Origin of the sequence: Streptomyces sp. NBC_00086 (genome assembly GCF_026343255.1) — a bacterium.
Lineage (GTDB): Bacteria > Actinomycetota > Actinomycetes > Streptomycetales > Streptomycetaceae > Streptomyces.
The window spans coordinates 2,993,162-3,018,120 of record NZ_JAPELZ010000001.1 but is presented as its reverse complement, the minus strand read 5'-3'; the positions used below and the strand labels follow the sequence as shown (position 1 = coordinate 3,018,120).

At 71.1% G+C, this 24,959-nt stretch carries 18 protein-coding genes; 12 read left to right on the top strand and 6 right to left on the bottom strand.

The window, feature by feature from the left end:
• The first annotated feature begins 1 nt into the window (after position 1).
• Both OG276_RS13215 and OG276_RS13210 read left to right on the top strand, forming a co-directional pair.
• Positions 2–220, top strand: coding sequence for a hypothetical protein (locus tag OG276_RS13215; RefSeq protein ID WP_266905129.1), 219 nt, complete (start codon positions 2–4; stop codon positions 218–220).
• A 91-nt stretch (positions 221–311) separates the two neighbouring features.
• Complete coding sequence (locus tag OG276_RS13210; protein WP_266905127.1) at positions 312–977, top strand: hypothetical protein; 666 nt, start codon at positions 312–314, stop codon at positions 975–977.
• On the opposite strand, the gene OG276_RS13205 is transcribed toward OG276_RS13210, so the two are convergent.
• Complete coding sequence (locus OG276_RS13205; RefSeq protein ID WP_266905125.1) at positions 974–4,288, bottom strand: tetratricopeptide repeat protein; 3,315 nt, start codon at positions 4,286–4,288, stop codon at positions 974–976. The genes OG276_RS13210 and OG276_RS13205 overlap by 4 nt on opposite strands.
• A 124-nt stretch (positions 4,289–4,412) precedes the next feature.
• On the opposite strand from OG276_RS13205, the gene OG276_RS13200 reads away from it, so the two are divergent.
• The 8 genes from OG276_RS13200 (at position 4,413) to OG276_RS13165 (ending at position 16,883) form a co-directional block, all read left to right on the top strand.
• Complete coding sequence (locus tag OG276_RS13200) at positions 4,413–5,162, top strand: DUF4344 domain-containing metallopeptidase (RefSeq protein ID WP_266905123.1); 750 nt, start codon at positions 4,413–4,415, stop codon at positions 5,160–5,162.
• 87 nt (positions 5,163–5,249) lie between these two features.
• The gene (locus tag OG276_RS13195) at positions 5,250–6,497 is read left to right on the top strand and encodes an RNA-guided endonuclease TnpB family protein (protein WP_266905121.1); all 1,248 of its coding nucleotides are present in this window, start codon (positions 5,250–5,252) and stop codon (positions 6,495–6,497) included.
• A 120-nt stretch (positions 6,498–6,617) separates the two neighbouring features.
• Positions 6,618–8,672 carry a thioredoxin domain-containing protein gene (locus tag OG276_RS13190; RefSeq protein ID WP_266905119.1) on the top strand — a complete coding sequence of 685 codons (2,055 nt, stop codon included), beginning with the start codon at positions 6,618–6,620 and terminating at the stop codon, positions 8,670–8,672.
• Between the two features lie 289 nt (positions 8,673–8,961).
• Positions 8,962–10,332: a glycosyltransferase gene (locus tag OG276_RS13185; protein ID WP_266905117.1), complete on the top strand. Its 1,371-nt coding sequence runs from the start codon at positions 8,962–8,964 to the stop codon at positions 10,330–10,332.
• Positions 10,333–10,508: 176 nt separating this feature from the next.
• Positions 10,509–12,086, top strand: coding sequence for a phospholipid carrier-dependent glycosyltransferase (locus OG276_RS13180; RefSeq protein ID WP_266912765.1), 1,578 nt, complete (start codon positions 10,509–10,511; stop codon positions 12,084–12,086).
• Positions 12,087–12,092: 6 nt separating this feature from the next.
• The gene (locus OG276_RS13175) at positions 12,093–13,268 is read left to right on the top strand and encodes a glycosyltransferase family 2 protein (RefSeq protein ID WP_266905115.1); all 1,176 of its coding nucleotides are present in this window, start codon (positions 12,093–12,095) and stop codon (positions 13,266–13,268) included.
• Between the two features lie 22 nt (positions 13,269–13,290).
• Positions 13,291–15,708: a galactose oxidase-like domain-containing protein gene (locus OG276_RS13170; protein WP_266905113.1), complete on the top strand. Its 2,418-nt coding sequence runs from the start codon at positions 13,291–13,293 to the stop codon at positions 15,706–15,708.
• Positions 15,709–15,791: 83 nt separating this feature from the next.
• On the top strand, positions 15,792–16,883 hold the full coding sequence (locus OG276_RS13165) for a hypothetical protein (RefSeq protein WP_266905111.1): 1,092 nt from the start codon (positions 15,792–15,794) through the stop codon (positions 16,881–16,883).
• A gap of 58 nt (positions 16,884–16,941) precedes the next feature.
• On the opposite strand, the gene OG276_RS13160 is transcribed toward OG276_RS13165, so the two are convergent.
• Positions 16,942–17,628, bottom strand: a complete 687-nt coding sequence (locus OG276_RS13160; RefSeq protein WP_266905109.1) for a hemolysin III family protein — start codon at positions 17,626–17,628, stop codon at positions 16,942–16,944.
• A 219-nt stretch (positions 17,629–17,847) separates the two neighbouring features.
• Here OG276_RS13160 and OG276_RS13155 point away from each other — a divergent pair, with 219 nt between their 5' ends.
• On the top strand, positions 17,848–19,689 hold the full coding sequence (locus OG276_RS13155) for a phosphoenolpyruvate carboxykinase (GTP) (RefSeq protein ID WP_266905107.1): 1,842 nt from the start codon (positions 17,848–17,850) through the stop codon (positions 19,687–19,689).
• Between the two features lie 66 nt (positions 19,690–19,755).
• Here the strand turns inward: OG276_RS13155 and OG276_RS13150 are convergent, their stop codons facing one another.
• Genes OG276_RS13150 through OG276_RS13135 form a run of 4 tightly spaced genes read right to left on the bottom strand, consistent with a single transcriptional unit; the run spans position 19,756 to position 24,252 of the window.
• The gene (locus OG276_RS13150; protein ID WP_266905105.1) at positions 19,756–20,361 is read right to left on the bottom strand and encodes a hypothetical protein; all 606 of its coding nucleotides are present in this window, start codon (positions 20,359–20,361) and stop codon (positions 19,756–19,758) included.
• Positions 20,348–21,967 (bottom strand): substrate-binding and VWA domain-containing protein, encoded by a 1,620-nt coding sequence (locus tag OG276_RS13145; RefSeq protein ID WP_266905103.1) that lies wholly within the window; start codon positions 21,965–21,967, stop codon positions 20,348–20,350. Before OG276_RS13145 ends, OG276_RS13150 begins: the two co-directional genes overlap by 14 nt.
• Before the next feature lie 5 nt (positions 21,968–21,972).
• Complete coding sequence (locus OG276_RS13140; RefSeq protein WP_266905101.1) at positions 21,973–23,157, bottom strand: toxic anion resistance protein; 1,185 nt, start codon at positions 23,155–23,157, stop codon at positions 21,973–21,975.
• A gap of 15 nt (positions 23,158–23,172) precedes the next feature.
• Complete coding sequence (locus OG276_RS13135) at positions 23,173–24,252, bottom strand: substrate-binding domain-containing protein (protein ID WP_266905099.1); 1,080 nt, start codon at positions 24,250–24,252, stop codon at positions 23,173–23,175.
• Between the two features lie 143 nt (positions 24,253–24,395).
• On the opposite strand from OG276_RS13135, the gene OG276_RS13130 reads away from it, so the two are divergent.
• Positions 24,396–24,929 (top strand): hypothetical protein, encoded by a 534-nt coding sequence (locus OG276_RS13130; protein WP_266905097.1) that lies wholly within the window; start codon positions 24,396–24,398, stop codon positions 24,927–24,929.
• Positions 24,930–24,959 lie beyond the last annotated feature (30 nt).

The following is a 24,959-nucleotide window of genomic DNA, read 5'->3' as shown; positions in this document are numbered from 1 at the left end:
TATGAGCGCTACGCAAGCAGCAATCGTCCAGCTCCTCCCGCTGGCCGGCGACACCTTCGACAAGAACAAGGTGACCCCGGGCCTCCTCGGCTTCATCGTGTTCGCGGCCCTCGCCCTCGGGGTGTGGGGCCTGATGAAGTCGATGAGCCGCCACATGGGCCGCGTCGACTTCAAGGAAGCCCCCGAGCCCGCCCCGACGGAGGGCACGCGCGCCCCGTAGGGGCCGCGACACCGGTACGGGACCTCCTGCGACCGCCGCCGCGCCGTGAATCCGGTGGGGCGGCGGACCTTCGCACGGGCATGATCGCCGGATGAACACCTCCGCCGGCCCACCGGCCGTCACCGGCTCCGCGGCCGTCACCGGCCCCGCGGACTTCGACGGCGAGGCCGTCTTCGGACCCCTGCGCGACGCCGGGGTCCGGGACGTCCTGCTGCCCGGCTTCATCGACCGCGACGGGCCGCTGCCGCTCGTGCGGCCGCTGGGCTCCACCGTCTACCTGGCCCTGGCCGACGGCGGCCACATCCGGCTCGACGCCGTCCGCGGCGAAGGACAGCTCACCCTGAGCCGGACCGACGCCCCGCGGTGCCCGCCGGAGCACGAGGACGACGACGAGTTCGCCGTCGTCCCCTACGGCCCGCACTTCCTCGGCGACGACAGCGACATCCATGCCGTCACCCGCGTCCGGTACGTCCTCGACGGCGCCGGCGCCCGCCTGCCCGGCGCCTTCCGCTGCGCCGAGCTCTCCTTCCAGTACGGCGGACGGCTCTTCCTCGACCCCATGTACTACTGGGGGATCCGCCTCCAGGGCGCCGGCGCCTACGAGCAGTGGCTGGCCCACCACCGCGACCGGCCCGGCCACGGGCCGTACACGGAGCACGCCTGGCACCCGCAGGCACCGGCCGATACGGCCGCACCGGCCGGCGCGGTGGCACCGGCCGGTGGGGTCGCGCCGGCCGGTGAGGCGGCACCGGGCTAGTGCGGCGGCAGGGCCACCGGGACGCCCATGATCTCCCGCGAGTGCAGGTTCGGCACGAGCGACAGCCGCCACGCCTGCCAGCCCTCCGCCGGGTCCACCCCGCGCCCCAGGATCACCGTGTAGGACTCCAGGCAGTCCTCCAGCCGACCGTCCCGCATCGGATGCGGGGCCGCCGCCAGCCGCGCCAGCTCCGTCCGCGCCTCGTCCGGGGCCGCCGGGAGCGCGTACGGCAGGAGCGTGCAGCGCAGGAACCGCGCCCAGTCCTCCCCGCGCCGGTCCCCGTAGGAGATGAACAGCCGCACCGCCTCCTCGCACAGGTCCAGCGCCTGCGCGGTCCGCCCGTTGCCCGCGTCCACCACCGCCAGCTCCAGACAGGTCCAGGCCTCCCCGTGGGCCAGCCCGATCCGCCGGAAGTCCGCCCGCGCGTCCACCAGCAGCTGCCGGGCGAAGCCGGAGTTCTTCAGGTTCCCCGTCTGCGCCGCCCGCTGGTCGCGCGTGACCCGGCCCGAGTGGTGGCGGGCGTGCGCCAGCCCGTACACGTCCCGCATCCGGGAGAACATCGTGCGGGCCCGCTCCAGCTCCCGCACCGCCCGGTCCCGCTCCCCGGCCTCCTCCAGCGCCTGACCCAGGTAGTACAGCGTCCACGCCTCACCACGCGCGTCCTCCGCCTCCCGGTGCCGGGCCAGCGCGTCCCGCAGCCGGTCCAGCGCCGGCCCCGGATCCCCGTCCACCACCCGGGCCCGGCCCAGCTGGGTCAGCGCCCACGCCTGCCCGCGGTCGTCGCGCGTGCGCCCGTACAGCTCCAGCGCCAGCCGCAGCTCCGCCTCCGCACGCGGCACCTCGCCCAGACGCAGGTACACCTGGCCCAGCTGCAGGTGCGCCCAGGCCTCGCCGTGCACGCTCTCGCTCTCCCGGTGCAGCCCCAGCGACTCGCGCAGCAGCCGCAGCGCCTCCGCGAGGTGCGCGCGGTCGCGCTCCACCGCGCCGAGCGCGTGCAGGCCCCACGCCCGGTCGCCCGCCAGCTCGTCCGAGGCCTGCAGCACCAGCGCCTCGCGGATGCGCGCCGAGGCCTCGGGGAGGTTGCCCTGGTGGTGCAGGGTGATCCCGAGCGAGACCAGGGCCATGCCCGCGCCCGCCTCCTGCCGGGCCTCCTTGTACTGGTCGACCAGAGACGTCAGGGTGGTCCGCGACTTGTCCAGCTCACCGAGCTGGCGGGCCGCGATACCCGTACGCCACTGCACCGAGCGGACCAGCAGACCCTGGTCGACGGCCTGCGTGAGCTCGTTGATCTCCCCGAGCCGGTACAGGTCACCGCGCAGCAGGCAGAAGTCGCAGAGCGCGCCCAGCAGATCCAGTACGGCCTGCTGGTCCACGCCCTCCGAATGCCGCAGCGCCGCCGTGATGAAGCTCGACTCGTCGTCCAGCCAGCGCAGGGCCGCGTCCAGGGAGGCGAACCCGTGCCCGCCGACCGTGCTCGCCTTGGACAGGGCGTTCGCCCGCGTGGACATCTTCCCGTCGACCATCCGGATCACCGAGTCCGCGAGCTGCGCGTACGTACGGATCAGCCGCTCGTGCGCCGCCGCCGCGCCCGCCCGGTCCTCGTCCTGGGCCAGGCGCGCAGCCGCGTACGCACGCACCGCGTCGTGCATCCGGAACCGGTCCCCGCGCACGTGGTCCAGCAGCCCCGCCCGCGCCAGCTCGCGCAGCAGCCGCCCGGCCTCCACCTGATCCGCGTCGATCAGCGCCGCCGCGGCCGCCGCCCCCAGCGAGGCCCGGCCCGCCAGCGTCAGAAGGCGCAGCAGCCGGCGCCGCTCCTCGGGCAGGGCCGCGTAGGCCAGGTCCAGGGCGGCCTCCAGGGAGCCACCGGGCTCCGCGGACTCCCCGCCGACACCCCCCAACGGGGCCAGCACGCGCAACGCCAGCGGCAGGCCGGCGCCCAGCGCGAGCAGCGCGCGTACGGTCTCCTCCGGGTACGGGGCCACGGGCGCGACCACGCCCGCGCCGGTGGCTGCGCCGGCCGGCTCCGCCCCCGGGACGCTCGCCCTCGCGGCACCCGTCCCCTCGGCCCCCGCGCCCGCTGCCCGGACCAGCTCCGCCCCGGCCTCCTCCGCCAGCCGGGTCACCGGCAACTGGTACACCCAGGCCGCCAGCTCGGCAGGCAGCTCCAGCGGCTCCCGGGCCGTGACCAGGACCAGGCTCTCGGAACGCTCGGGCACGAGCATCCGTACCTGCGCGGCGTCCACGGCATCGTCCAGGACCACCGCCACCGGGGTCCCCTGCACGTGCTGGTGGTACAACTCGCCCAGCCGGCGCACCTGCTGCTCCGCCGACGAGCCCTCGCGGAACAGCAACTGCTCGCGCGGCGCACCGAGCCGGTTCATCAGGTGCAGCAGCGCCTCGCGCGTCGGCAGCGGAATCGCCGAGGGCCCGGAGGCGCCCCCGCCGCGCAGGTTCACCACGCAGGCACCCCTGAACTGGTCCCGCAGCGCCTGCGCCGCGTGCAGCGCGAGCGTGGTGCGGCCCACCCCGGGCTCCCCGTGCAGCACCACGACCACCGGCCGCGTCTCGGTGCTCGCCCGGGCACTGTGCACCCACTGCGCGATCCGGGCCAGCTCGGCCCGACGCCCCACGAACGCACCCTCCAGAGCAGGGAGTTGGCCGAAAGACTGCTCCAATATGGCCCGCCTGCGGGCCTCGGCACTGCGATTGGCGCCGCGCAACGGAAGGGCGGAGCCGCCGTTGCCCGCCCCGTTCACCTTGTGCGGGGCGTGCAGCGCCGCCGCCACCTTGCGCTGCTGCTCCAGGAAGGGGCGTATCCCGCGCATCTCCAGCGCCGACAGCCACTGCAGCTTGAGCTGCTCCGCGCCACCCGGCCGGCCCGCCTCCCCGGCCCGCCGGTTCGCCGCGGGCAGGTGCAGGGCGGTCACCTTGACCACGGTCGCCGTCGCCCCGGCCACGCCCACCACGGCGCCGGTGGTCAGTGCCGTACCGACCGCCACGCTGAAGGCCAGGTCGGCCACGATCGCGGCGGCGGCCGCGACCCCCGTGACCAGCAACGCGGTCGAGATGTTGGCCCGCCGGAAGGCCTCGCCGAGCGACTCGTCACCGGCGGCCGCCTCGTCCAGCGCGCGCGTGTACGCCTCGTACTCGGTGGCCGCGCTCGCCGCGAGCGAGTCCAGCGCCTGCCTGCCGCGCGCCAGCAGCGCCGCCTTGGCCTCCGGAGTGCCCGCCGCCCCGCCCGCCCGCCGGGACTCCTCCTCCACGGCCCGCCCCAGCAGCCGCTCGGCCTCACCGCGATGACTGTCCCGCATCGGCATCCCCCTCAGAGAGCTCCGGCAACGTGCCACAAGTGTCCTTCGGTACGGTCGCGAGCGCGAGGGAATCTGAGCTAGTTCAGAGGGAGTTGGAGCGCAACCGGTCACATAGGGTGTATCGATGACCAGACGTTGGGGAACTCGGGGACCGGTCGCCACGGCAATCGCGCTGCTCCTGGCGACCGCCGCCTGCGGGCTCTTGCCGCCGGAACCGGTGCCCACCAGCGGCTTCTGGCTCCGCTACGAGAAGGCCGCGCCGGCCGACGAGGCCGACGCCCGGTTCCTCCGCAACTGGCAGCTCGCCGAGTTCACCCTCGCCGACCTCAACGACTACGTCGACCTCCCCCACCTGGTCACCGTCCGCGCCAAGTCCTGCCACGGCGAAGGCACCGGCTACGACCCGGACACCCGCACCATCGAGCTCTGCTACGACGACCTGGCGGAGCAGCGCGAACACTTCGACGACGAGGACCTCTCGGAACTCGTCCGGGAGACGATCTACCACGAGGCGGGCCACGCCCTCATCGACGCCCTGGACCTCCCGGACGAGGGAGCCCGCGCCGAGGAGGACGCCGCCGACCGCTTCGCGCAGGTGGCCCTCTTGACCCGCGACCCCGAAGGCGACGACACCCTCCTGATGGCGGCCCGCGCCTACGACCTGTCGGCCGCCGCCGACCCCACGCCCGACCCCACGGACGAACACGCCCCGGACGCCACCCGCGCCGAATCCCACCGCTGCGCGGTCCAGGGCGCCTTCCCGACCCGCCACAAATCCCTGGCGACCCCGGCCCGCGCCGATTGCGCCGCCACCTGGACCCGCACCCGCGACGCCTGGCTGGAGGCTCTTGTGCCGTTGCTAGTGGGGCAGTAGCGGTCATCGATGATCCAGAGGGATCAATTTCGTACGTTTGTGGTGGTCTCGTTCATTGGGTCGCATTCCAGGGCTATCGTCGTTCCTGTGCAGCTCCGATATAACTACCGGATATATCCGGATGCTTTCCAGCAGGGTGCGCTGGCGCGGGCATTCGGCTGTGCTCGTGTGGTGTGGAACGACTGCTTGCGTGTTCGTAAAGAAGCACACATGGAGGGGCTGCCCTATCCGGCCTCGGCTGCGATGTCCAAACTCCACATAACCCAGGCGAAGCGCACCGCGGAGAGGTCCTGGCTAGGTGAGGTTTCTGCCGTCGTGCTGCAGCAGTCGCTTCGGGATCTGGATGCTGCGTTCAAATCCTTCTTCGATTCGATTGCGGGCAAGCGCAAGGGGAAGAAGGTCGGCCCGCCGCGGTTCAAGTCGAAGAAGGACACGCGGCAGTCCATTCGGTTCACGTCCGGCGCCTTCCGGCTGAAGAGCAACGGGCTGCTGTATGTGGCAAGGGTGGGTGACCTCAAGGTCGCTTGGTCGCGGGACCTGCCCGTATCTCCAACGTCCCTGACGATTGTCAAGGATTCGGCAGGTCGGCACTTTGCGAGTTTCGTCGTCAAGGTGGATGCCGACCCTCTGCCGGAGACGGATAGTGAGGTTGGTATCGATCTGGGTCTGGCGACGTTCGCGGTGCTCTCTGACGGCACGAAGATCGTGGCCCCCAAGTTCCTGCGACGTGCTGAGAAGAAGCTCAAGAGGCTGCACCAGGACCTGTCGCGCAAGACGAGAGGGTCAAGGAATCGCGGGAAGGCACGGACCAAGGTCGCCAGGCAGTATGCCCGGGTGGCTGACCAGCGTAGGGACTGGCATCACAAGGTGTCGACACGAATCATCCGCGACAATCAAGCGGTGTACGTGGAAGACCTCGCTGTGTCCGGACTTCTGCGCACCCGGCTCGCCAAGTCGGTTCACGACGCAGGATGGTCGAGGTTCGTGAGCATGCTGGAGTATAAGGCTGCCAAGCATGGCAGGTACTTCGGGAAGATAGGACGCTTCGAGCCGACCACCCAAGTCTGCTCCCTATGCGGACACAGAGAAGGCCCCAAACCTCTGAACGTCAGGAAATGGACCTGCGAAGAGTGCGGGGCTGTGCATGACCGGGACGAGAACGCAGCAATCAATACCCTGGCCGCCGGACGGGCGGACAGGCTAAACGCCTCGTGGAGCGCAGGTAAGACCGGATCGAGAGGCCCGGCGCAGCGCGATGAAGCAGGAAGCCTCCGAGACGGTCCTGTGGCCGTGGCAGGAGTCCTTGGCCCGCGGGCCAAGGTGCACGTCAAATGAACGAGCACTTCGTGATGACGGGGCCGTACCGGTCGCGGCGGTTGTGGGCTGGGGCGGCCGAACTGCGCGAGCGACGTGGCAGGTCGCATGGGTGGACTTGCTGCGCATAGATTTGGCCCCATGTCGAACCGCCTCGCGAACGAGACCTCCCCGTACCTGCTCCAACACGCCGACAACCCCGTCGACTGGTGGCCCTGGTCCCCGGAGGCCTTCGCGGAGGCGCGGGAGCGCGGGGTGCCGGTGATGCTCAGCGTCGGATATTCGAGCTGCCATTGGTGTCATGTCATGGCCAACGAATCCTTCGAGGACGAGCTGACGGCCGTCTATCTCAACGAGCACTTCGTCAACGTCAAGGTCGACCGCGAAGAGCGTCCCGACATCGACGCCGTCTACATGGAAGCCGTGCAGGCCGCCACCGGGCAGGGCGGCTGGCCCATGACCGTGTTCCTCACCCCCGACGCCGAGCCCTTCTACTTCGGGACCTACTTCCCGCCCGAGCCCCGGCACGGGATGCCCTCCTTCATGCAGGTGCTCGAAGGCGTGCGCACCGCGTGGGTGGGGCGGCCCGAGGAGGTGGCGGAGGTCGCGCAGCGGATCGTACGGGACCTCGCGGGGCGGCAGCTCGACTACGGGAAGGCGGGCACCCCCGGGCCCGAGGAGCTCGCGCAGGCGCTGCTCGGGCTGGTGCGGGAGTACGACGCTGCGCGCGGCGGCTTCGGCGGGGCGCCGAAGTTCCCGCCGTCCATGGTGTTGGAGTTCCTGCTGCGCCACCACGCCCGGACCGGGTCCGAGGGGGCGCTGGAGATGGCGGCCGATACGTGTGAGGCCATGGCGCGCGGCGGGATCTACGACCAGCTCGGGGGCGGGTTCGCGCGGTACTCCGTGGACCGGGAGTGGGTCGTGCCGCACTTCGAGAAGATGCTCTACGACAATGCGCTGCTCTGCCGGGTCTACGCCCACCTGTGGCGCACCACCGGCGACGAGCTCGCACGCCGGGTCGCGCTGGAGACCGCCGATTTCATGGTCCGCGAACTGCGCACCCATGAGGGCGGCTTCGCCTCCGCGCTGGACGCCGACAGCGAGGACCCGGAGACCGGGAAGCACGTGGAGGGGGTCTACTACGCCTGGACTCCCGCCCAGTTGCGCGAGGTGCTGGGGGAGGAGGACGGGGAGCTGGCCGCCGCCTGTTTCGGGGTGACCGAGGAGGGGACCTTCGAGCACGGGATGTCCGTGCTCCAACTGCCGGCGCAGGGGCCGGACATCGGTGACGACCGGATCGCCGGTTTCAAGGAGCGGCTGCTCGCCGCGCGGCAGGCGCGGCCCGCGCCCGGCCGGGACGACAAGATCGTCGCCGCGTGGAACGGGCTGGCCATCGCGGCCCTCGCCGAGTGCGGGGCCTTCTTCGACCGGCCCGATCTGGTCGAGCGGGCCACGGAGGCCGCCGACCTCCTCGTGCGGGTGCACATGGACGGGATGGCGCGGCTCGCGCGGACCAGCAAGGACGGGCGCGTCGGGGTCAACGCCGGGGTGCTGGAGGACTACGGGGACGTCGCCGAGGGGTTCCTGGCGCTGGGGGCCGTCACCGGGGAAGGGGTCTGGCTGGAGTTCGCCGGGTTCCTCGTGGACCTGGTGCTGGCCCGGTTCACCGCCGAGGACGGCTCGCTGTACGACACCGCGCATGACGCGGAGCAGCTGATCAGGCGGCCGCAGGACCCGACCGACACCGCGGCTCCCTCCGGCTGGACCGCCGCCGCCGGCGCGCTGCTCTCGTACGCCGCGCACACCGGTTCGCAGGCGCACCGTACGGCGGCCGAGCGGGCGCTCGCCGTGGTGCACGCGCTCGGGCCGCGCGCTCCGCGTTTCATCGGGCACGGGCTGGCGGTCGCCGAGGCGCTGGTCGACGGGCCGCGGGAGGTCGCGGTGGTTGGGCATCCGGAGGATCCGGCGCGGGCCGAGCTGCACCGGGTCGCGTTGCTGGGGACGGCTCCCGGTGCGGTCGTGGCGACGGGTCTGCCGGGGGCGGCGGACGGCAGTGGCGGGGAGTTCCCCCTTCTGGCCGAGCGCGCGCTCATGCACGAGCTCCCCACGGCGTATGTGTGTCGACATTTCGTCTGCGCGCGGCCTACGACCGATCCGGTCGAGCTGGCGGAGCAGTTGGGGACGGTTCGTCCCTGAAAGTAGTGGAGTAGCGTCAATTCCGGTTGCCTGAAGGTCACTTCGGCAACGTGATTTTTATCTGGATAGCGCCTACGCGTCATCTGCGCTGCCTAGTCTCGTGACTTCGGAGTCACCGATCAGTCACTGACAGCGCCCTCGGGCGCCGGGGAGCGCGCACCGGGGGTTGCGCACGCGGGGGGAATCGGGGGCGGGGCGAGGGCGGCGGGCTGGGGAGCCTGCCGCGCGTCCGCCCTCGGGGGGTTGGGGAATCGCCGCTTGGGGTTGCGGCATGTCTGTGGGGGACGCTTTGTTCATATCCGTGTTCATTTGTGTCGTTTCGCTCGCGCTCTTCTGGATGGCGGCGTTCACGCTCTGGTGGCAGATGCACGCCTGGCGGACGCCCGAGACGCTCGCCTCGACCCGTTTCGACCGCCCCGACGGCGGCGGCCGGCTGGCCTTCTCGCTGCTGCTGCCCGCCCGCCACGAGCAGGCGGTCCTGGAGCACACCATCGAGCGGCTCCTGGAGTCGAGCCACCGCGACTACGAGATCATCGTGATCGTCGGCCACGACGACCCCGGGACCGCGGAGGTGGCCGAACGTGCGGCCGCCCGCGCGCCCGGTCTCGTACGCGTCATCACCGACCACCACGAGGTCAAGAACAAGCCGAAGGCCCTCAACACCGCCCTCCCGCACTGCCGGGGCGACATCGTCGGGGTCTTCGACGCCGAGGACCAGGTCCATCCCGAGCTGCTGTCCCACGTGGACCACGCCTTCCGCGCCACCGAGGCCGATGTGGTCCAGGGCGGGGTCCAGCTCATCAACTTCCACTCCAGCTGGTACAGCCTGCGCAACTGCCTGGAGTACTTCTTCTGGTTCCGCTCCCGGCTGCACCTGCACGCCGAGAAGGGCTTCATCCCGCTCGGCGGCAACACCGTCTTCGTGCGCACCGAGGTGCTGCGCGAGGCCGGCGGCTGGGATCCGAACTGCCTCGCCGAGGACTGTGACCTGGGCGTACGGCTGTCCTCCGTCGGCAAGAAGGTGGTCGTCGCCTACGACTCCGACATGGTGACCCGCGAGGAGACCCCGGGTTCCCTGGTCAGTCTGCTCAAGCAGCGCACCCGCTGGAACCAGGGCTTCCTCCAGGTGTACCGCAAGAAGGACTGGCAGCAGCTGCCCGGCCGCGGCCAGCGCTGGCTGGCCCGCTACACGCTGATGACCCCGTTCATGCAGGCCACCTCCGGGGTCGTGATCCCGGTGAACTTCGCCGTGGCCGTCTTCCTCGACGTGCCCGTCGGCGTCGCGATCGTCACCTTCCTGCCGATGATCACCGCGATGGTGACCTTCGTCTTCGAAGTGGTCGGCCTGCACGACTTCGGCCGCCAGTACGGGCTGCGGGTGCGCTTCACGCACTACGTCAAGCTCGTGGTCGGCGGCCCGTTCTACCAGGTGATGCTGGCCGGCGCCGCGATCCGCGCGGTCTGGCGCGAGCAGCGCGGACGCAACGAGTGGGAGCTCACCAGCCACACCGGAGCCCACCTCGCCTCGGCGTCCGCGTCCGCTTCGGTGACCGCGTCCGCGTCCGCGTCCGCGAGCGCGTCCGGAGCCCCGAGCACGCCCGGCATCCGTAGCAGTGCCGGCGCCCCGAGCACCCTCACCCGAGAGGACAGCCCCCGGTGACCACCACTCTGCCCACGGCCACTGATCCCCAGCCCGGTGCCGCCACCACCACCGACGCCGCTGTCGACGCCTCCACCGGGGCCGCCCGCATCCCGCGCCAGCGCAGCGGCGGGCTCGGGGTCCGCCCGCCCGCGCCCGCCCGGCCGCTCGTCCGGTTCCGTTCCTCGCGCCCCGATCTGCTGCTGTGCGGGGCGCTGCTGCTCGCGATCCTGCTGGTCCAGGGCTGGAACATCACCAACTTCCCGACCCTCAGCGACGACGAGGGCACCTACCTCGCGCAGGCCTGGGCCGTCCAGCAGGGCAAGGGGCTGGCCCACTACACCTATTGGTACGACCACCCCCCGCTCGGCTGGATCCAGATAGCGGGCCTGACCTACCTGCCGTCGCTGTTCGTGCCCGACTCGATGACCGTCGCACCGATGCGGTTCTCGATGCTCGCGGTCTCCGCCGCCAGCGCGGTCCTGCTGTACGTGCTCGCGCGCCGGCTCTGGCTGCCGCGCTGGGCGGCGGGTCTGGCCATGGGCCTGTTCGGGCTCTCCCCGCTCTCGGTGGTGCTGCAGCGGGAGATCTTCCTCGACAACATCGCCGTGATGTGGATGCTGCTGGCCTTCTGCCTCGCCGCGTCCCCCAGCCGTCACCTGTGGCACCACTTCGCCTCCGGACTGGCGGCCGCCACCGCCGTGCTGACCAAGGAGACGATGCTGGTGGTGCTCCCGGCGCTGCTGGTGACCATGTGGCGCCACAGCCACCGGGACACCCGCAAGTTCGCCGTCACCGGCGCGGTCACCGCCTGTGTGCTCATCGGGGTGACGTATCCCCTGTACGCGCTGCTCAACGCGGAGCTGCTGCCCGGCTCCGGCCACGTCTCGCTCATCGGCGGGATCGTCTACCAGATGGGCCGGGCCGGTTCCGGCTTCATCCTGGACCCCGGCTCCGGCTCGCACGGGGTCTTCGAGTCCTGGCTGTACTACGACACGGTGCTGCCGCTCGGCGGTCTGGCCGGCGCGGTCCTGCTCCTCGTCACCATCCGCTGGTCGGTCACGGCGCGGGCGCTCGCGGGCCCGGCGCTGGCCGTGGTCATCCTCGCCCTCGTCGCCCTGCGGCCCTCCGGCTACCTCCCGGCGATGTACGTGATCCAGGCGCTGCCGTTCCTGGCGCTGGTCCTCGCCGGGGGCGCGGCCAGCGTCACCCACGCCGTGCTGCGCCGCCGCCGCGCGCCGGGGGAGCGGCGGGCCCTGGCCTACGGGCGGTGGGCGCTGATCGGCGTCCTGGCCGCCTCGGCCCTCGTGTACCTCGTCCCGCGCTGGTACGACGGCAACCGGACGGCGCTGACGGTCGACGCGAACGCCCCGTACCGGCAGGCCGCGGCCTGGCTCGGGCGCGAGGTGAGCGAGCCGGCCACGACCCGGGTGCTGGTCGACGACGCGCTGTGGCTGGACGCCGTGCACCACGGGTTCGACCCGGGGCTCGGGGCCATCTGGTTCTACAAGGCCGACCTGGACCCGGCGGTCACCAAGACCCTGCCGGGCGGCTGGCGGGACATCGACTACGTGGTCTCCTCGCCCACCGTCCGGCGCGACGCGGCGCAACTGCCGAACGTGAAGGCGGCGTTGGAGCATTCGACGGCGGTCGCCGTCTTCGGTACGGGTGAGGACCGCATCGAGATCCGGCGCACGGACACCACGGGCACCACGGGCACCACGGACACCGCGGACCGTACCGGCCCCACGGACCCCACCGTCAACGGGAGTTGATCCGGCATGAGCGAAGACCTGTGGTCCCCGCATGCCCCGCCCCTACCGGAGGCCGCCGTCGAGGCGCCCGCCCCCGGCAGTGTCACCCTCATCGTCCCGACCTTCAACGAGGCCGGAAACGTGGCGGAGTTGCTGCGCAGGCTGGCCGCCGCGCTGCCCGCGCACCTGCCCTGCTCGGTGCTGTTCGTCGACGACTCCACGGACGACACCCCGGCCGTCATCGAGAAGGCCGCCCTGGAGTGCGCCTTCCCGGTGGCGGTCCTGCACCGCGAGAGCCTGGACGGCGGGCTCGGCGGGGCGGTCGTGGCGGGGATCGCGCGGGCGGACACGGACTGGATCGTCGTCATGGACGCCGACCTCCAGCATCCGCCCCACCTGGTCCCCGAGCTCGTCGGGGAGGGGGAGCGCACCGGCGCCGACCTGGTCGTGGCCTCCCGGTACATCGCCGGGGGCAGCCGGGCCGGGCTCGCCGGGAGTTACCGGATCGCCGTCTCGCGCGGAGCGACCTGGCTGACCAAGGGGCTCTTCCCGCGGGCCCTGCGCGGGATCAGCGATCCGATGAGCGGGTTCTTCGCGATGCGCCGCTCGGCCGTCACCCAGGAGGCGCTGAAGCCGCTGGGCTACAAGATCCTGCTGGAGCTGGCCGTGCGCTGCCGGCCGGCTCGGGTGGCCGAGGTGCCCTTCGTCTTCCAGGACCGATTTTCGGGGGAGTCGAAGTCCACCGCCCGTGAGGGCCTGCGCTTCCTGACCCATCTCGCCTCGCTGCGGTCCGCGACCCCGCTGGCCCGCATGATCGGCTTCGGGCTGGTCGGGCTCTCCGGCTTCGTCCCGAACCTGGCCGCGCTGTGGATGCTCACGCACACCGGGATGAACTACCTGCTCGCCGAGGTGGTGGCGAACCAGGCCGGGGTGCTGTGGAACTTCCTCCTCATCGAGACCCTGCTGTTCCGCGACCGGCGCCGCCACCGGCACTGGGCCGACCGGTTCGGGCGCTTCACCCTGCTGGCCAATGCCGATCTGCTGCTGCGGATCCCGCTGATCGCGGTGTTCGTCGGCACCTGGGGCTTCGGCGTCCTGTCCGCGACCGCGCTCGCGCTGGTCGTCACCTTCGTCCTGCGTTTCGCGGCGACGGAGGCCCTCGTCTACCTCCCGCGCAAGGCGGGCTCCGCCCGCACGAGTTGAGCCGCACGAAGGGATGCTCCCCATGGAGTGGAAGATCCGGCGCAGGGCAAGGTGGCGGGCCGCTCTGCTGGCCGTCGGGGCGATGACCGCGGGCCTGCTGCTGACCGCGCCGCAGCAGGCCACGGCCGGACCGCCCAACCTGCTGACCAACCCCGGTTTCGAGACGGCCGGCCCGGCCGGCTCGGACATGCCCTCCTGCTGGTCGAAATCCGGCTGGGGCGACAACGACTTCAGCTTCACCACCGTCGCCAGCGCGCACTCCGGCACCAAGGCGATGAGGGTCTCGCTCACCCGCCGGGTGGACGGCGACCGCAAGGCCCTGGTGACCGAGAACGGCACCTGCGCCCCGACGGTCGTACCGGGCCGCCAGTACGACCTGTCGGCCTGGTACAAGTCGAACACCCCGGACGTGTCGGTGACGGTGTTCCGCCACGACACGACGGCCGGCTGGCAGTACTGGACCGATCTGCAGAATCCCCCCGTCAGTGCGGCGTGGGCGCGCACGTCGGTCCGTACGCCGGCGGTCCCTCCGGGCACCGACAAGATCGTGTGGGGTCTGTCCGTCTACGGGGTGGGCACGCTCACCACGGACGACTACGCGCTGGAGGAGGTGGCCGTACCTCCGCCGCCGGCCACCTGCACGGGCACGGCCACGGAGTGCGCGAAGGGCAAGTGGGAGGTGATCGCCGCCAAGAACCCGGTGCGCTCCATGCACGCCGTCGTGCTGAAGAACGGCAAGGTGCTGCTGATCGCGGGCTCGGGCAACGACATCGCCCAGTTCAACGCGGGCACCTTCACCTCCGCCGTCTACGACCCGGCGAACGGTTCGTTCAAGACGATCCCGACGCCCGTGGACATGTTCTGCTCCGGTCACGTGCAGCTGTCCGACGGCCGGGTGCTGGTGATGAGCGGCAACAAGGGCTATCCGTCGGCCGACGGCACGATCGGTTACCAGGGGCTGAAGGACTCGTACACCTTCGATCCGGCGACCGAGAAGTACACGAAGACCAACGACATGAACGGCGGGCACTGGTACCCGTCGGCGACGATCCTCGGCAACGGTGACGTGATCTCCTTCGGCGGACTGAAGGAGGACTCCACGGGCAACGTGACCGCGGAGAAGTTCTCGGCGGCGCAGAACAAGTGGCTGCCGATGAACGAGGTCAACCAGACCTGGTCGTACTGGGGCCTGTACCCGTCGATGATCCTGATGCAGGACGGGCGGCTCTTCTACTCGGGCAGCCACACCTTCGGCAACGGCACCCAGGGCACCGGTGCCTCCGTCTACGACTACGCCGCCAACACCATCACGGACGTGCCGGGCCTGCGGAACAAGGACCAGCGCGACGAGTCGGCGAGCGTGCTGCTGCCCCCGGCGCAGGACCAGCGGGTCCTGACCATCGGCGGCGGCAACAACGAGACCAACCCGGCCGCGAACCGGATCACCGACATCATCGACCTGAAGCAGCCGAGCCCGGCCTACACGGCCGGCCCGGACCTGCCGCAGGGCCTGGTCGACCAGGGCGCCGGCAAGCGCCCGCAGACCGGGGCCGAGGGCAAGATGTACGTGTCCGCCGTGCTGCTGCCGGACGGCAAGGTGCTGGAGACCGGCGGCGCCCTGCACGACCGGGCCGACCCGGTGTACGAGGCCTCGTTCTTCGACCCGGTGACCAACACCTACCAGCCGGGACTGGCCGCCGACCCGATCCCGCGGGGGTACCACTCGGCGTCGTTCCTGATGCCGGACGGCCGCGTCATGTCGGTCGGGGACAACCCGGGCAACGGCACGTACAACAACAACGTGTCGATCTACAGCCCGCCGTACCTCTTCAAGGGCGCGCGCCCGCAGATCACTTCGGTGATCGACAACCAGTGGGTGTACGGGGACACGCAGCGGATCACCGTCAACCGGGCGGTGGCCAAGGCGGAGTTGATCCGTCCGGCGGCGGTCACCCACTCCTCGGACCCGAACCAGCGGTTCGTGGACCTGCCGCTGACGGTCGTCAACGGCACCACCATCGACCTGAACGTCACCAGCAACCCGAACCTGGCGCCGCCCGGCTGGTACATGCTCTTCGCGGTCGACGCGAACGGCGTCCCGTCGATCGCGCAGTGGGTGCACCTGGGCGGCCCCTCCGCCTTGGCGGCCACCGCCGAGCCCCCGACCGCGCACGAGCACACCTTCGCGAACGAACTGGGCGCTCCGAAGAAGAACCCCGCGAAGCGGGACTCGGCTCCGGTGGCCCCGAGCGTGGCCGGCTGCGACCGGCACTACGGCACGGCCAACGTGTGCGTGCCCACGCGGTTCCCGGCGGAGGTGAAGGCGACCACGAAGGCCCGCTGCGACTGGCTGGCCGCCCACAAGTACCCGGCCCGCCTGAAGGTCAACGGCAGCGACCCGCTCCGCCTCGACCCGGACGGTGACGGATACACCTGCTGAGCACCCGTGCAGGGGGGTAGGAGCACCCGTTTGACAGCCCGTCAAAGCCATCCGGAATAGGACGTTCCTTCTACCTTGGGCCCATGCCCGAGACCCCCCTGCTCAGCCCGCGCCGCCACCGAGCTCCGGCCCGGTGGCGGCGCCTGGCCGTCCTGTTCGCCTGCACCTTGCTCAGCGTGCCCGGCCCGGCCTTCGCCGGGCAGCACGGGACCGGCGGGACCGGTGGAGCCGATGGATCCGATGGGAACCCCGTCGGAACGATCGTCGAGTTCGCCGTGCCGACCGAGGGCGGAAGCCCGGTGGGCGTCACCGGCGGCCCCGACGGGAACGTGTGGTTCACGATCCAGACGGCGTCGGTCAACAAGATCGGCCGGATCACGCCGCACGGCAAGATCAAGGAATTCCCCCTGCCCCACCCCGAGCGGTTCCCGGACGACATCACCTCCGGCGCCGACGGCAACCTGTGGTTCACCGAGCCCTTCCACAACCACATCGCGCGGATCACCCCGCAGGGCAAGGTCACCGAGTTCCCGCTGCCGCAGGCGGACAGCTTCCCCTACGGCATCACCAGGGGGCCGGACGGGAACGTGTGGTTCACCGAGAACGCGGCCAACAAGATCGGCCGCATCACGCCCCGCGGCAAGATCACGCAGTTCCCGCTCCCGCCCGACAGCCAGCCGTACCGGATCACCACCGGCCCGGACGGGAACCTGTGGTTCACCTCGCCCTTCACCAACAAGATCGGGCGGATGACGCCGCGCGGCGAGGTGAAGGAGTTCGCCCTGCCGAATCCCGACGGCGCCCCGTTCAACATCGCCGCCGGCCCGGACGGGAACCTCTGGTTCACCGACGGCGGCGCCCCCGCCAGCGAGGTCGGCCGGATCACTCCGCGCGGCGACGTACGGCGCTTCCCGCTGCCGGACGTCAACAGCGGCCCGATCGGCATCGCGGCGGGCCCGGACGGGAACCTCTGGTTCACCGAGTCCAACCGCAACCGGATCGGCCGCATCACCCCGCGCGGCGAGCTCACCGAGTTCCCGCTGCCCACCCCCAACCTGGACAACACGCCGTTCCACATCGCCAAGGGTCCCGACGGGAACATGTGGTTCACGGAGCTGGTCGGAAACAGGGTGGGACGCGTGACGGTCGGCGGCCACGGCCACGGCAAGCCCTGAGTCCTCCCTTTCGGACCGTGCGGGAGCAGGACGGCCCGCACGGTCCGGAGGAGACGGCTCAGTGCGTGTACGCGGCGATCGAGATGCCCACGTAGTGGGCGACGAAGGCGGCCAGGGTCAGGGAGTGGAAGACCTCGTGGAAGCCGAAGAAGCGGGGGGAGGGGTTCGGGCGCTTCATGCCGTAGATGACGCCGCCGACGCTGTAGAGCAGGCCGCCGACGATGACCAGGACCAGGACGGCGATGCCGCCGGTGCGCAGGAAGTCGGGGAGGAAGAAGACCGCCGCCCAGCCCATGGCGATGTAGCAGGGGGTGTAGAGCCAGCGGGGGGCGCCGACCCAGAAGACGCGGAACGCGATGCCGGCCGCGGCCGCGATCCAGACCGCCCACAGGAGGGTCCGGCCGGTGGAGTCCGGCAGGAGCAGCACGGTCAGCGGGGTGTACGTGCCCGCGATGATCAGGAAGATGTTGGCGTGGTCGAGCCGCCGCAGGACGGCCTCGCCGCGCGGGCCCCACGTACCGCGGTGGTAGACGGCGCTGACTCCGAAGAGCAGGCACGCGGTGAGGATGTACACCCCGCAGGCCACCCGGGCCCGGGTGGAGTCGGTGAAGGCCATCAGGACGAGGCCGGCGATCACCACGGCGGGGAACATGCCGGTGTGCAGCCAGCCGCGCATGAGCGGCTTGGCCTCCTGATCGGCGGGTTCGACCACCGGAGCGGCCACGGCAGCGGCATCAGAAGTCATGGCCGCCATGCTACCTACGGGTGCGTAGGTTTCCGTTAGTGCGCTTTACGGAAGATTGACCGGAGTGGCGATGCTCACGTGAGAGGCCCTCTGGACATATGCGCACACGCACCGGATGATCAGATGAGTGCGGTCGACACCGGATGAGCGGAGCGCGAAGCGTCCGGGTCGCGGCCCCCACGGGGCAACACAAATCAAACCCCTCAACAAGGAGCGATCGTGGCGCGCGACATCGCGGCTGGCACCACTTCCGAAGTCCCCACCAAGCACCAGGAGCTCGTGTCCTGGGTCGGGGACATCGCTGCCCTGACCCAGCCGGACCGCATCGTGTGGTGCGACGGCTCCGAGGCCGAGTACGAGGCCCTCTGCGAGGAGCTCGTCTCCAAGGGCACCTTCAAGAAGCTGGACCCGGCCAAGCGCCCGAACTCGTACTACGCCGCCTCCGACCCCTCCGACGTCGCGCGCGTCGAGGACCGGACCTTCATCTGCTCCGAGAAGGAGGAGGACGCGGGCCCGACCAACCACTGGAAGGCCCCTTCCGAGATGAAGGAGCTCTTCGCAGGGAAGGGCGAGGAGGGCGGCATCTTCCGCGGCTCCATGAAGGGCCGCACGATGTACGTCGTCCCCTTCTGCATGGGCCCCCTCGGCTCCGAGCTCTCCGCGATCGGCGTCGAGATCACCGACTCCGCCTACGTCGCGGTCGCCATGCGCACCATGACCCGCATGGGCCAGGCCGTCCTCGACGAGCTCGGCACCGACGGGTTCTTCGTCAAGGCCGTCCACACCCTCGGCGCTCCGCTCGCCGAGGGCCAGGACGACGTGCCGTGGCCCTGCAACACCACCAAGTACATCTCGCACTTCCCCGAGACCCGCGAGATCTGGTCCTACGGATCGGGCTACGGCGGCAACGCCCTGCTCGGCAAGAAGTGCTACGCCCTGCGCATCGCGTCCGTCATGGCCCGCGACGAGGGCTGGCTCGCCGAGCACATGCTGATCCTCAAGCTCACCCCGCCGGCCGGCGAGGCGAAGTACATCGCCGCCGCCTTCCCCTCCGCCTGTGGCAAGACCAACCTCGCCATGCTGGAGCCGACCATCCCCGGCTGGACCGTCGAGACCGTCGGTGACGACATCGCCTGGATGCGCTTCGGCGAGGACGGCCGCCTCTACGCGATCAACCCCGAGGCCGGCTTCTTCGGCGTCGCCCCCGGCACCGGCGAGCACACCAACGCCAACGCCATGAAGACCATGTACGCGAACACCGTCTTCACCAACGTCGCGCTCACCCCCGACGGCTCCGACGTCTGGTGGGAGGGCATGACCGAAGAGGCGCCCGCCCACCTGATCGACTGGAAGGGCAACGCCTGGACCCCGGAGTCCGACACTCCGGCGGCCCACCCGAACGCCCGCTTCGCCGTCCCCGCCTCCCAGTGCCCGACGATCGCCGCCGAGTGGGAGGACCCCAAGGGCGTCCCGATCTCCGCGATCCTCTTCGGCGGCCGCCGCGCCTCCGCCGTGCCGCTGGTCACCGAGTCCTTCGACTGGAACCACGGCGTCTTCATCGGCTCGAACATCGCCTCCGAGAAGACCGCCGCCGCCGAGGGCAAGGTCGGCGAGCTGCGCCGCGACCCCTTCGCCATGCTGCCGTTCTGCGGCTACAACATGGGCGACTACATGGGTCACTGGGTCGACGTCGCCAAGGACAAGGACCAGGCCAAGCTCCCGAAGATCTACTACGTGAACTGGTTCCGCAAGAACGACGCGGGCAAGTTCGTGTGGCCCGGCTTCGGCGAGAACAGCCGCGTCCTGAAGTGGATCGTCGAGCGCCTCGACGGCACCGCCGAGGGCGTCGAGACCCCGATCGGCATCCTGCCGACCGTCGCCTCCCTGGACACCGACGGCCTGGACCTGCCCGCCGCCGACCTGGAGTTCCTGCTCACGGTCGACAAGGAGGTCTGGCGCGACGAGGCCTCGCTGGTCCCCGCCCACCTGAACACCTACGGCGACCACACGCCGAAGGAGCTGTGGGACCAGTACGAAGCGCTCGTCGAGCGCCTGGGCTGATCGAGCCCCCACCGAACCCCTGCGGCCGGCTGTCCCCGGCCACGGGCTGACGCGGGATTCCCCGACCTAGGATTCCCTGCGACCTTCCAAATAGGTCGTGTGCGTCTGCGGACGGCGGGCCTCCGTTTCACGGAGGTCCGCCGTCATGCGTTCCGCTTCCTCCCGCAGCAGCGTCAGCTGCCGCTCCAGGTGGCGCTCGGGCGATTCGCCGCCCGCCGTGAGCCGGGTCCACCAGCGGGTCCTGTTGTAGGTGTCCACGCACTCCGGCACGTCCGTGCGGATCGCCCGGGTCAGCGCGTGCACCGCCTCCGGGTCGGCGGCCAGCACCCCTGCCACCCAGCCCGGCTCCAGCATCGCCGCGTACAGCTCCAGCAGCGCGGTCAGCACCTCGGAGGGCTCCGACGGCAGGTCCACCTCGCCGACGTACTCCTGGAGGCGCACGAAGTCCTCCCGTACAAAGCCCAGTTGCTCGGCGGGCTCCGGCGGTACCGGTGGCGCCGCCAGGTCCGGCGGGGCGATGAGCGCGCCCGCCCCGTACAGCCCGGCGACCACCACCGGCCAGTACGTGCCGGCCACCCCGGTGAGGGTCAGGCCCACCCCGACGAGCCCGCAGGCGCTGCCGGCCAGGTTCTTCTTCGATTCGAGGTAGGCGAGCGCCCTACTGGTAGCCACGGATCTCCTCGAAGGCTCCGTCCAGCGAACCGTTGCCGTCGGTGGCGTCGAAGAGCCGCCCGCCGGTCAGTTCGGTGATGTGGGCGAGTTCCTTGCGGTCCGAGTCGCCGAACAGCACCGCGAAGACCGGGGTGTGCTTCTGCGCCTCGGGCAGCTCCGCGTAGAAGGCGTCGAAGTGCTTGGCGCCGGCGCCCGCGGTGTTCTCGCCGTCCGTCATCAGCACGATCGAGGTGAAGGCTTCGGCGTTGCCCTTGCCGAGCTGCTGGTACGCCGCCTCCAGGCTGCTGTAGATCGCCGTGCCCCCGTCCGGCTTCAGCGCCTTCACGTCCCCCCGGATCGCGTCGAGGGCGGGGCCGGGGTTGCCCGGCTCGACCGTGTGCGTCAGGACCTTCTTCACCTTGTCGCCGAAGGGCAGCAGGGTGACTTCCTCGCGGTCGCGGAACCGCTCCCCGGTACCCGAACTCCCGGTCCCCGTCAGGTCGGTGAGAGCCGACTTCAGCCGGCCGATCCGGTCCTCGTCGGCCATCGACCCCGAGGTGTCCAGCACGTACACCGTGCGCGAGGGCCGGCGCAGTTCGTTCTCGTAGCTGGCCAGCAGGCCGTCCGCCACCGAGCGGGTGCCCGGGAAGGGCAGCTCCCGCCGCTTGTCCGGGTTCAGTCCGGCCGCCGGGGTCACCCCGGCCGCGACGGGCCGCCGGAAGGTCTTCTCGGTGATCGCCTTCTGCGCCTCGGCGCCCCGCAGGTACTCGGTCAGCACCCGCCCCGACTCGCGCGCCCCGGCCGGGGCCGAGGTCAGCAGGGTCAGCGGGTAGTGGGCCGTGACCACGCCGTCCAGCGGCCGGATCACCGTCAGGTCCGTCTTGGCGTCCCGGTTCATGGACAGCAGCACCGACTCGTAGTTCACCAGCGCGTCCACGTTCCCGCGCTGGGTGTACGCGGTGGCCAGCCAGCCCGAGGAGCCCGAGGTCAGCTTCTGCCCGGTGAAGAACTCCTTCAGCTTCGGCTGCGCCTTCGCGACGTCCGCTCCGGTCAGTGCCGCCTGTGCGCCCGAGAGCCCGGAGGCCACCGAAATCAGTGCGGAGAAACCGGAGTTGGAGCGCACCGGGTCGGTCATCCCGTACGTCAGCTTCCCGCCGGCCACGGCCTCGTGGACCGCCGACCAGGTCACCGACCCGGGCTTCCAGCCCAGCCGGGCCAGCGCCTCGGGCTTCACGCCGAGGGCGACGGGCGAGGACATCACCGGGGTCTCGCTCGACAGCTTGCCCACGGCTTCCGGCCGCAGCCTCAGGTAGTCGTTGGAGGAGAGCCAGACGGCGTCGTACTTGCCGTCCGCCTTGCCGGAGGCGATCTGCTCGACCGCGTCCAGGGTGCCCGACATGGTCAGCTCCACGGCGACCCCGGTGGAGGCCTTCGCGGCCTTCAGCACCTCGTCCATGTCGGACAGCTCGCTGGAGGCCAGCACGCGCAGCTTGCCCTCCTGGTAGGCGGTCTGCTCCGGCTTCCTGCCGTCGGACTGCTCCGTGCACGCGCTCGCCCCGAGCAGGGTGGCGGCGAGCGCCACCGCCGCGGCGAGCCGTCGGCGCATCACAGCACTGCGGATGCTCATGCCGTTCATCGGGCCTCGCCGCCTTCCAGGGCGCTCGCCGTGCGGGTGCGCGCCAGGTACGCGGAGGCGTGTCGGAGTTCGCCGGTCAGGGACTCCACGGTGGCGGCCATGTTCTCGGTGGCCTGCACCTTGAAGGTGTCGATGGTGTCGAGCGTCTTGTAGATCTGGGCGAAGGCCGTCCGCAGCGTCTGGGCGCCGACGGCCGGGTCGGCGGCGATCCGCTGGATCTCCCCGCTCTGCGTCGAAAGCATCTCCGCGTTGCCGCGGATCAGGCCCTCGGTGGTGTCGCGCAGGGTGTTGATCTGCTTGATCACCTCGCCCTGGGTGTTCAGTGCCTGCGCCAGCATCACGGCGATCCGCAGCGCGGACACCGTCGTGGTCGCGGCCCGGTCGACGCCCTTGATCAGCTCTTCGTTGTTGCGCCGGACCACGTCCATCGCCAGGTAGCCCTGCGCGCAGACGGCCAGCTGGGTCAGCAGGTCCTGGTGCTTCTGCCGTACGGGGAACAGCACGTCCACGCGCAGCGCGTCGGCCTGTTGCGGGTCGCTCTGGCCGGCGATCCGCTGTTCGACGGCCGCGTCCAGGGCCTCGGTGAGCACGGCGTACTCCTGGAGCTTGCCCATGGTTTCCCACAGGCGGGCGCGCTCGGTGTGCAGGGCGGCGTTGTCGCGCCGCAGCTCGTCCTGTCCGCCGCGCAGCGCGCCGACGATCCGGTTGAGGGTGGCCTGTGAGGAGGCGTACTTGGCCACGTGGTCGCGGAACTTGTTGCCGCCGGGCAGCTTGGAGAGGAGCTTGCGCACGCCCTTGGTGGAGCTGTCGCTCGGGTCCAGGTCCTCCACGGTGCGCCGCAGTTCGACCAGGGAGCCCGCGACACGGGCCTGGGCGTCGCCGCCGCCGTCCGTGCCGAGGGAGCGTACGGCCCGCTCCAGCATGCGGTTGGACTGCTGGGCGGCGCCGCGGATGTCGGCGGAGCCGAGGCCGGCGATCTCCCCGATGCGGCCGGCGAACTCGGGGGAGCGGCTGTCGATGCCGGCCAGCGAGTCGACGTACTCCCCGGCCCGGCGGGCCATCTCCTCGCGCACCCCGTCCTGGAGCGGCACCAGGCCGGAGGCCTGCTCGCGCCGGACGGGGGCCACGGGCTCGGGAGCGGTGAGGACGAGCGGGCCGTCTTCGGGTGGTGTCAACGTCATGGTGTTCTGCTCCCCCTATCCCTTGGCCCGCGCGGCCATCGCCATCAGGACCTTGACGGTCGGTGCGCTGACCTGGCGCAGGCCGGTCAGCCCCGAGTTGAGGTACGCGGTGTACGGCGCGGTGGCCGCGTTGAACTCGGCGACCCCCTCCGTCGGCCGGAAGCCGTGGCGGACCACGAGCGAGCGCAGCCTCGGGTCGGTGGCCAGCAGGGAGCCGAGCTCCTTGGCCTTCTCGCTGATCGGCACGAAGGTGTGCGGGGAGTTGACGGTGGTGTCGGGGTACAGGACGACCATGTCGCCCGGATCCTGCTTCTGCTGGAGCAGGCTGGCCACTTGGGACTCGTAGGCGAGGATGAGCGGTTCGCCGCTGCCGCTGATGAAGGCGCGGAAGGGGCCGTCGGTGCTCTGCTCCATGGCGCCCTGGACGGAGATCAGCTTCTTCATCAGGGGTGCGGTCCGGTCGATCCCGGCGTCGTTGGCTACGACGGTCGTGCCGTTGGCGACGTTCGAGGCGGTGGCGAGGAAGAGGGCGCCCGAGTTGGAGGTGGTGGGGTCGGTGGTCTTGATGAACACCGTGCCGGTCAGCTCGGGGTAGGCGCTGGTCCCGCCCTGGAGCTCCTGCCACTTCTTGTCCTCGGCGGCGGCCTTCAGGAAGGGGCCGAGGAGGAGGGTGCCGGAGTTCTTGCCGGTCGTCTTCGCGAGGCCGTGGTCGGCGAGGACCTTGGCGGCGTTGGCGCGGGCGATGACGACGAGCGGGGAGAAGAAGGGCTTGGTGTTCTGGGCGCCCTTCACTCCGGCCGCCGCCTCGATCTCCGTGGCCGGTTCACTACTGCTGGGGAAGGCGAAGTCGAATTCCTTCAGGGCGAGTTGGTCCATCGCCCAGGAGCCCGAGGTTTCGGCCTTCACGGTGTAGCCCTTGTCTGCAAGGGCCTTGACGACGTCGGGGTCGCGGAAGAACTCGGACTTCTCCGAACCGATGACGCCACGCACGGTCTTCGTTGCCGTGCCCTCCGGCTTCTTTCCTCCGATGGCGATGACGGCTATCACGCCGCCGACCAGGAGGACCGCCAGGGCGATTCCTAGGATGCGTCTCACGGGTGCAGAGTGCTCGCGGAAACCCACATTCCGCGCTGAGTTGGGTGAACGCGAGGTGACGAGGCGGTCCCACTTCGAAATGCTGTGTGGGCCCGTGGGTGCTGGTGACCGGGGCGGGCTGCCGGGAGGATCGTGTCATGGGCGTGAGCGCGTTGAAGTGGCAGGGCTGGCTGGTCGCCCTGGTGTTCGTGGCGGGACTGCTGGTCTTCGCCCCGCTGGGGCTGTACGTGTGGGCCGGCGGCGCTCCCGCCGCGCGGCCGGCGGGGGCGGCGCGGGGTGACGTACGGATCACCGGGTGCCGGATCGATCCGGCGAGCCGGCGCGTGGTGGCCTCCGTCGAGGCGGTCAACGGCTACCCGGAGCGGGGGGCTTACGTCGTCACCGTGGAGTTCCGCGAGCCGTCGGCGCCGACTCGCCCCGGAGCCCCGCCCCGGTCAGGTGCCCCGGCCGCGCGGGGCCCGCAGGCGCTGGTGAGGGTCCCGGGTGTTCGCCCGGCCGCGGTGGAGCACGCGGAGGCCTTGGGGCCGGTCTGGCCTCCCGCCACGATCCCCTGGTGCGGCATCGCGGCGGCCGAGTTCGCCCCGGACCCGCCCTTCGCCCGTTCCCTGGGGCTTGGCCCCGGACCCCACGCCTCAAACGCCGGCGAGGCTGGATCTTCCAGCCCGTCCGGCGGTTGAGGACCGGGTCCGGGCGGAGCCCGGGGAACG

What these genes read in the sequence shown, in the direction of transcription:
- OG276_RS13215 (WP_266905129.1), top strand. Translation starts at nt 2, where the DNA reads ATGAGCGCTACGCAAGCAGCAATCGTCCAGCTCCTCCCGCTGGCCGGC.
- OG276_RS13210 (WP_266905127.1), top strand. Translation starts at nt 312, where the DNA reads ATGAACACCTCCGCCGGCCCACCGGCCGTCACCGGCTCCGCGGCCGTC.
- OG276_RS13205 (WP_266905125.1), bottom strand. Translation starts at nt 4,288, where the DNA reads ATGCGGGACAGTCATCGCGGTGAGGCCGAGCGGCTGCTGGGGCGGGCC.
- OG276_RS13200 (WP_266905123.1), top strand. Translation starts at nt 4,413, where the DNA reads ATGACCAGACGTTGGGGAACTCGGGGACCGGTCGCCACGGCAATCGCG.
- OG276_RS13190 (WP_266905119.1), top strand. Translation starts at nt 6,618, where the DNA reads ATGTCGAACCGCCTCGCGAACGAGACCTCCCCGTACCTGCTCCAACAC.
- OG276_RS13175 (WP_266905115.1), top strand. Translation starts at nt 12,093, where the DNA reads ATGAGCGAAGACCTGTGGTCCCCGCATGCCCCGCCCCTACCGGAGGCC.
- OG276_RS13170 (WP_266905113.1), top strand. Translation starts at nt 13,291, where the DNA reads ATGGAGTGGAAGATCCGGCGCAGGGCAAGGTGGCGGGCCGCTCTGCTG.
- OG276_RS13165 (WP_266905111.1), top strand. Translation starts at nt 15,792, where the DNA reads ATGCCCGAGACCCCCCTGCTCAGCCCGCGCCGCCACCGAGCTCCGGCC.
- OG276_RS13160 (WP_266905109.1), bottom strand. Translation starts at nt 17,628, where the DNA reads ATGACTTCTGATGCCGCTGCCGTGGCCGCTCCGGTGGTCGAACCCGCC.
- OG276_RS13145 (WP_266905103.1), bottom strand. Translation starts at nt 21,967, where the DNA reads ATGAGCATCCGCAGTGCTGTGATGCGCCGACGGCTCGCCGCGGCGGTG.
- OG276_RS13140 (WP_266905101.1), bottom strand. Translation starts at nt 23,157, where the DNA reads ATGACGTTGACACCACCCGAAGACGGCCCGCTCGTCCTCACCGCTCCC.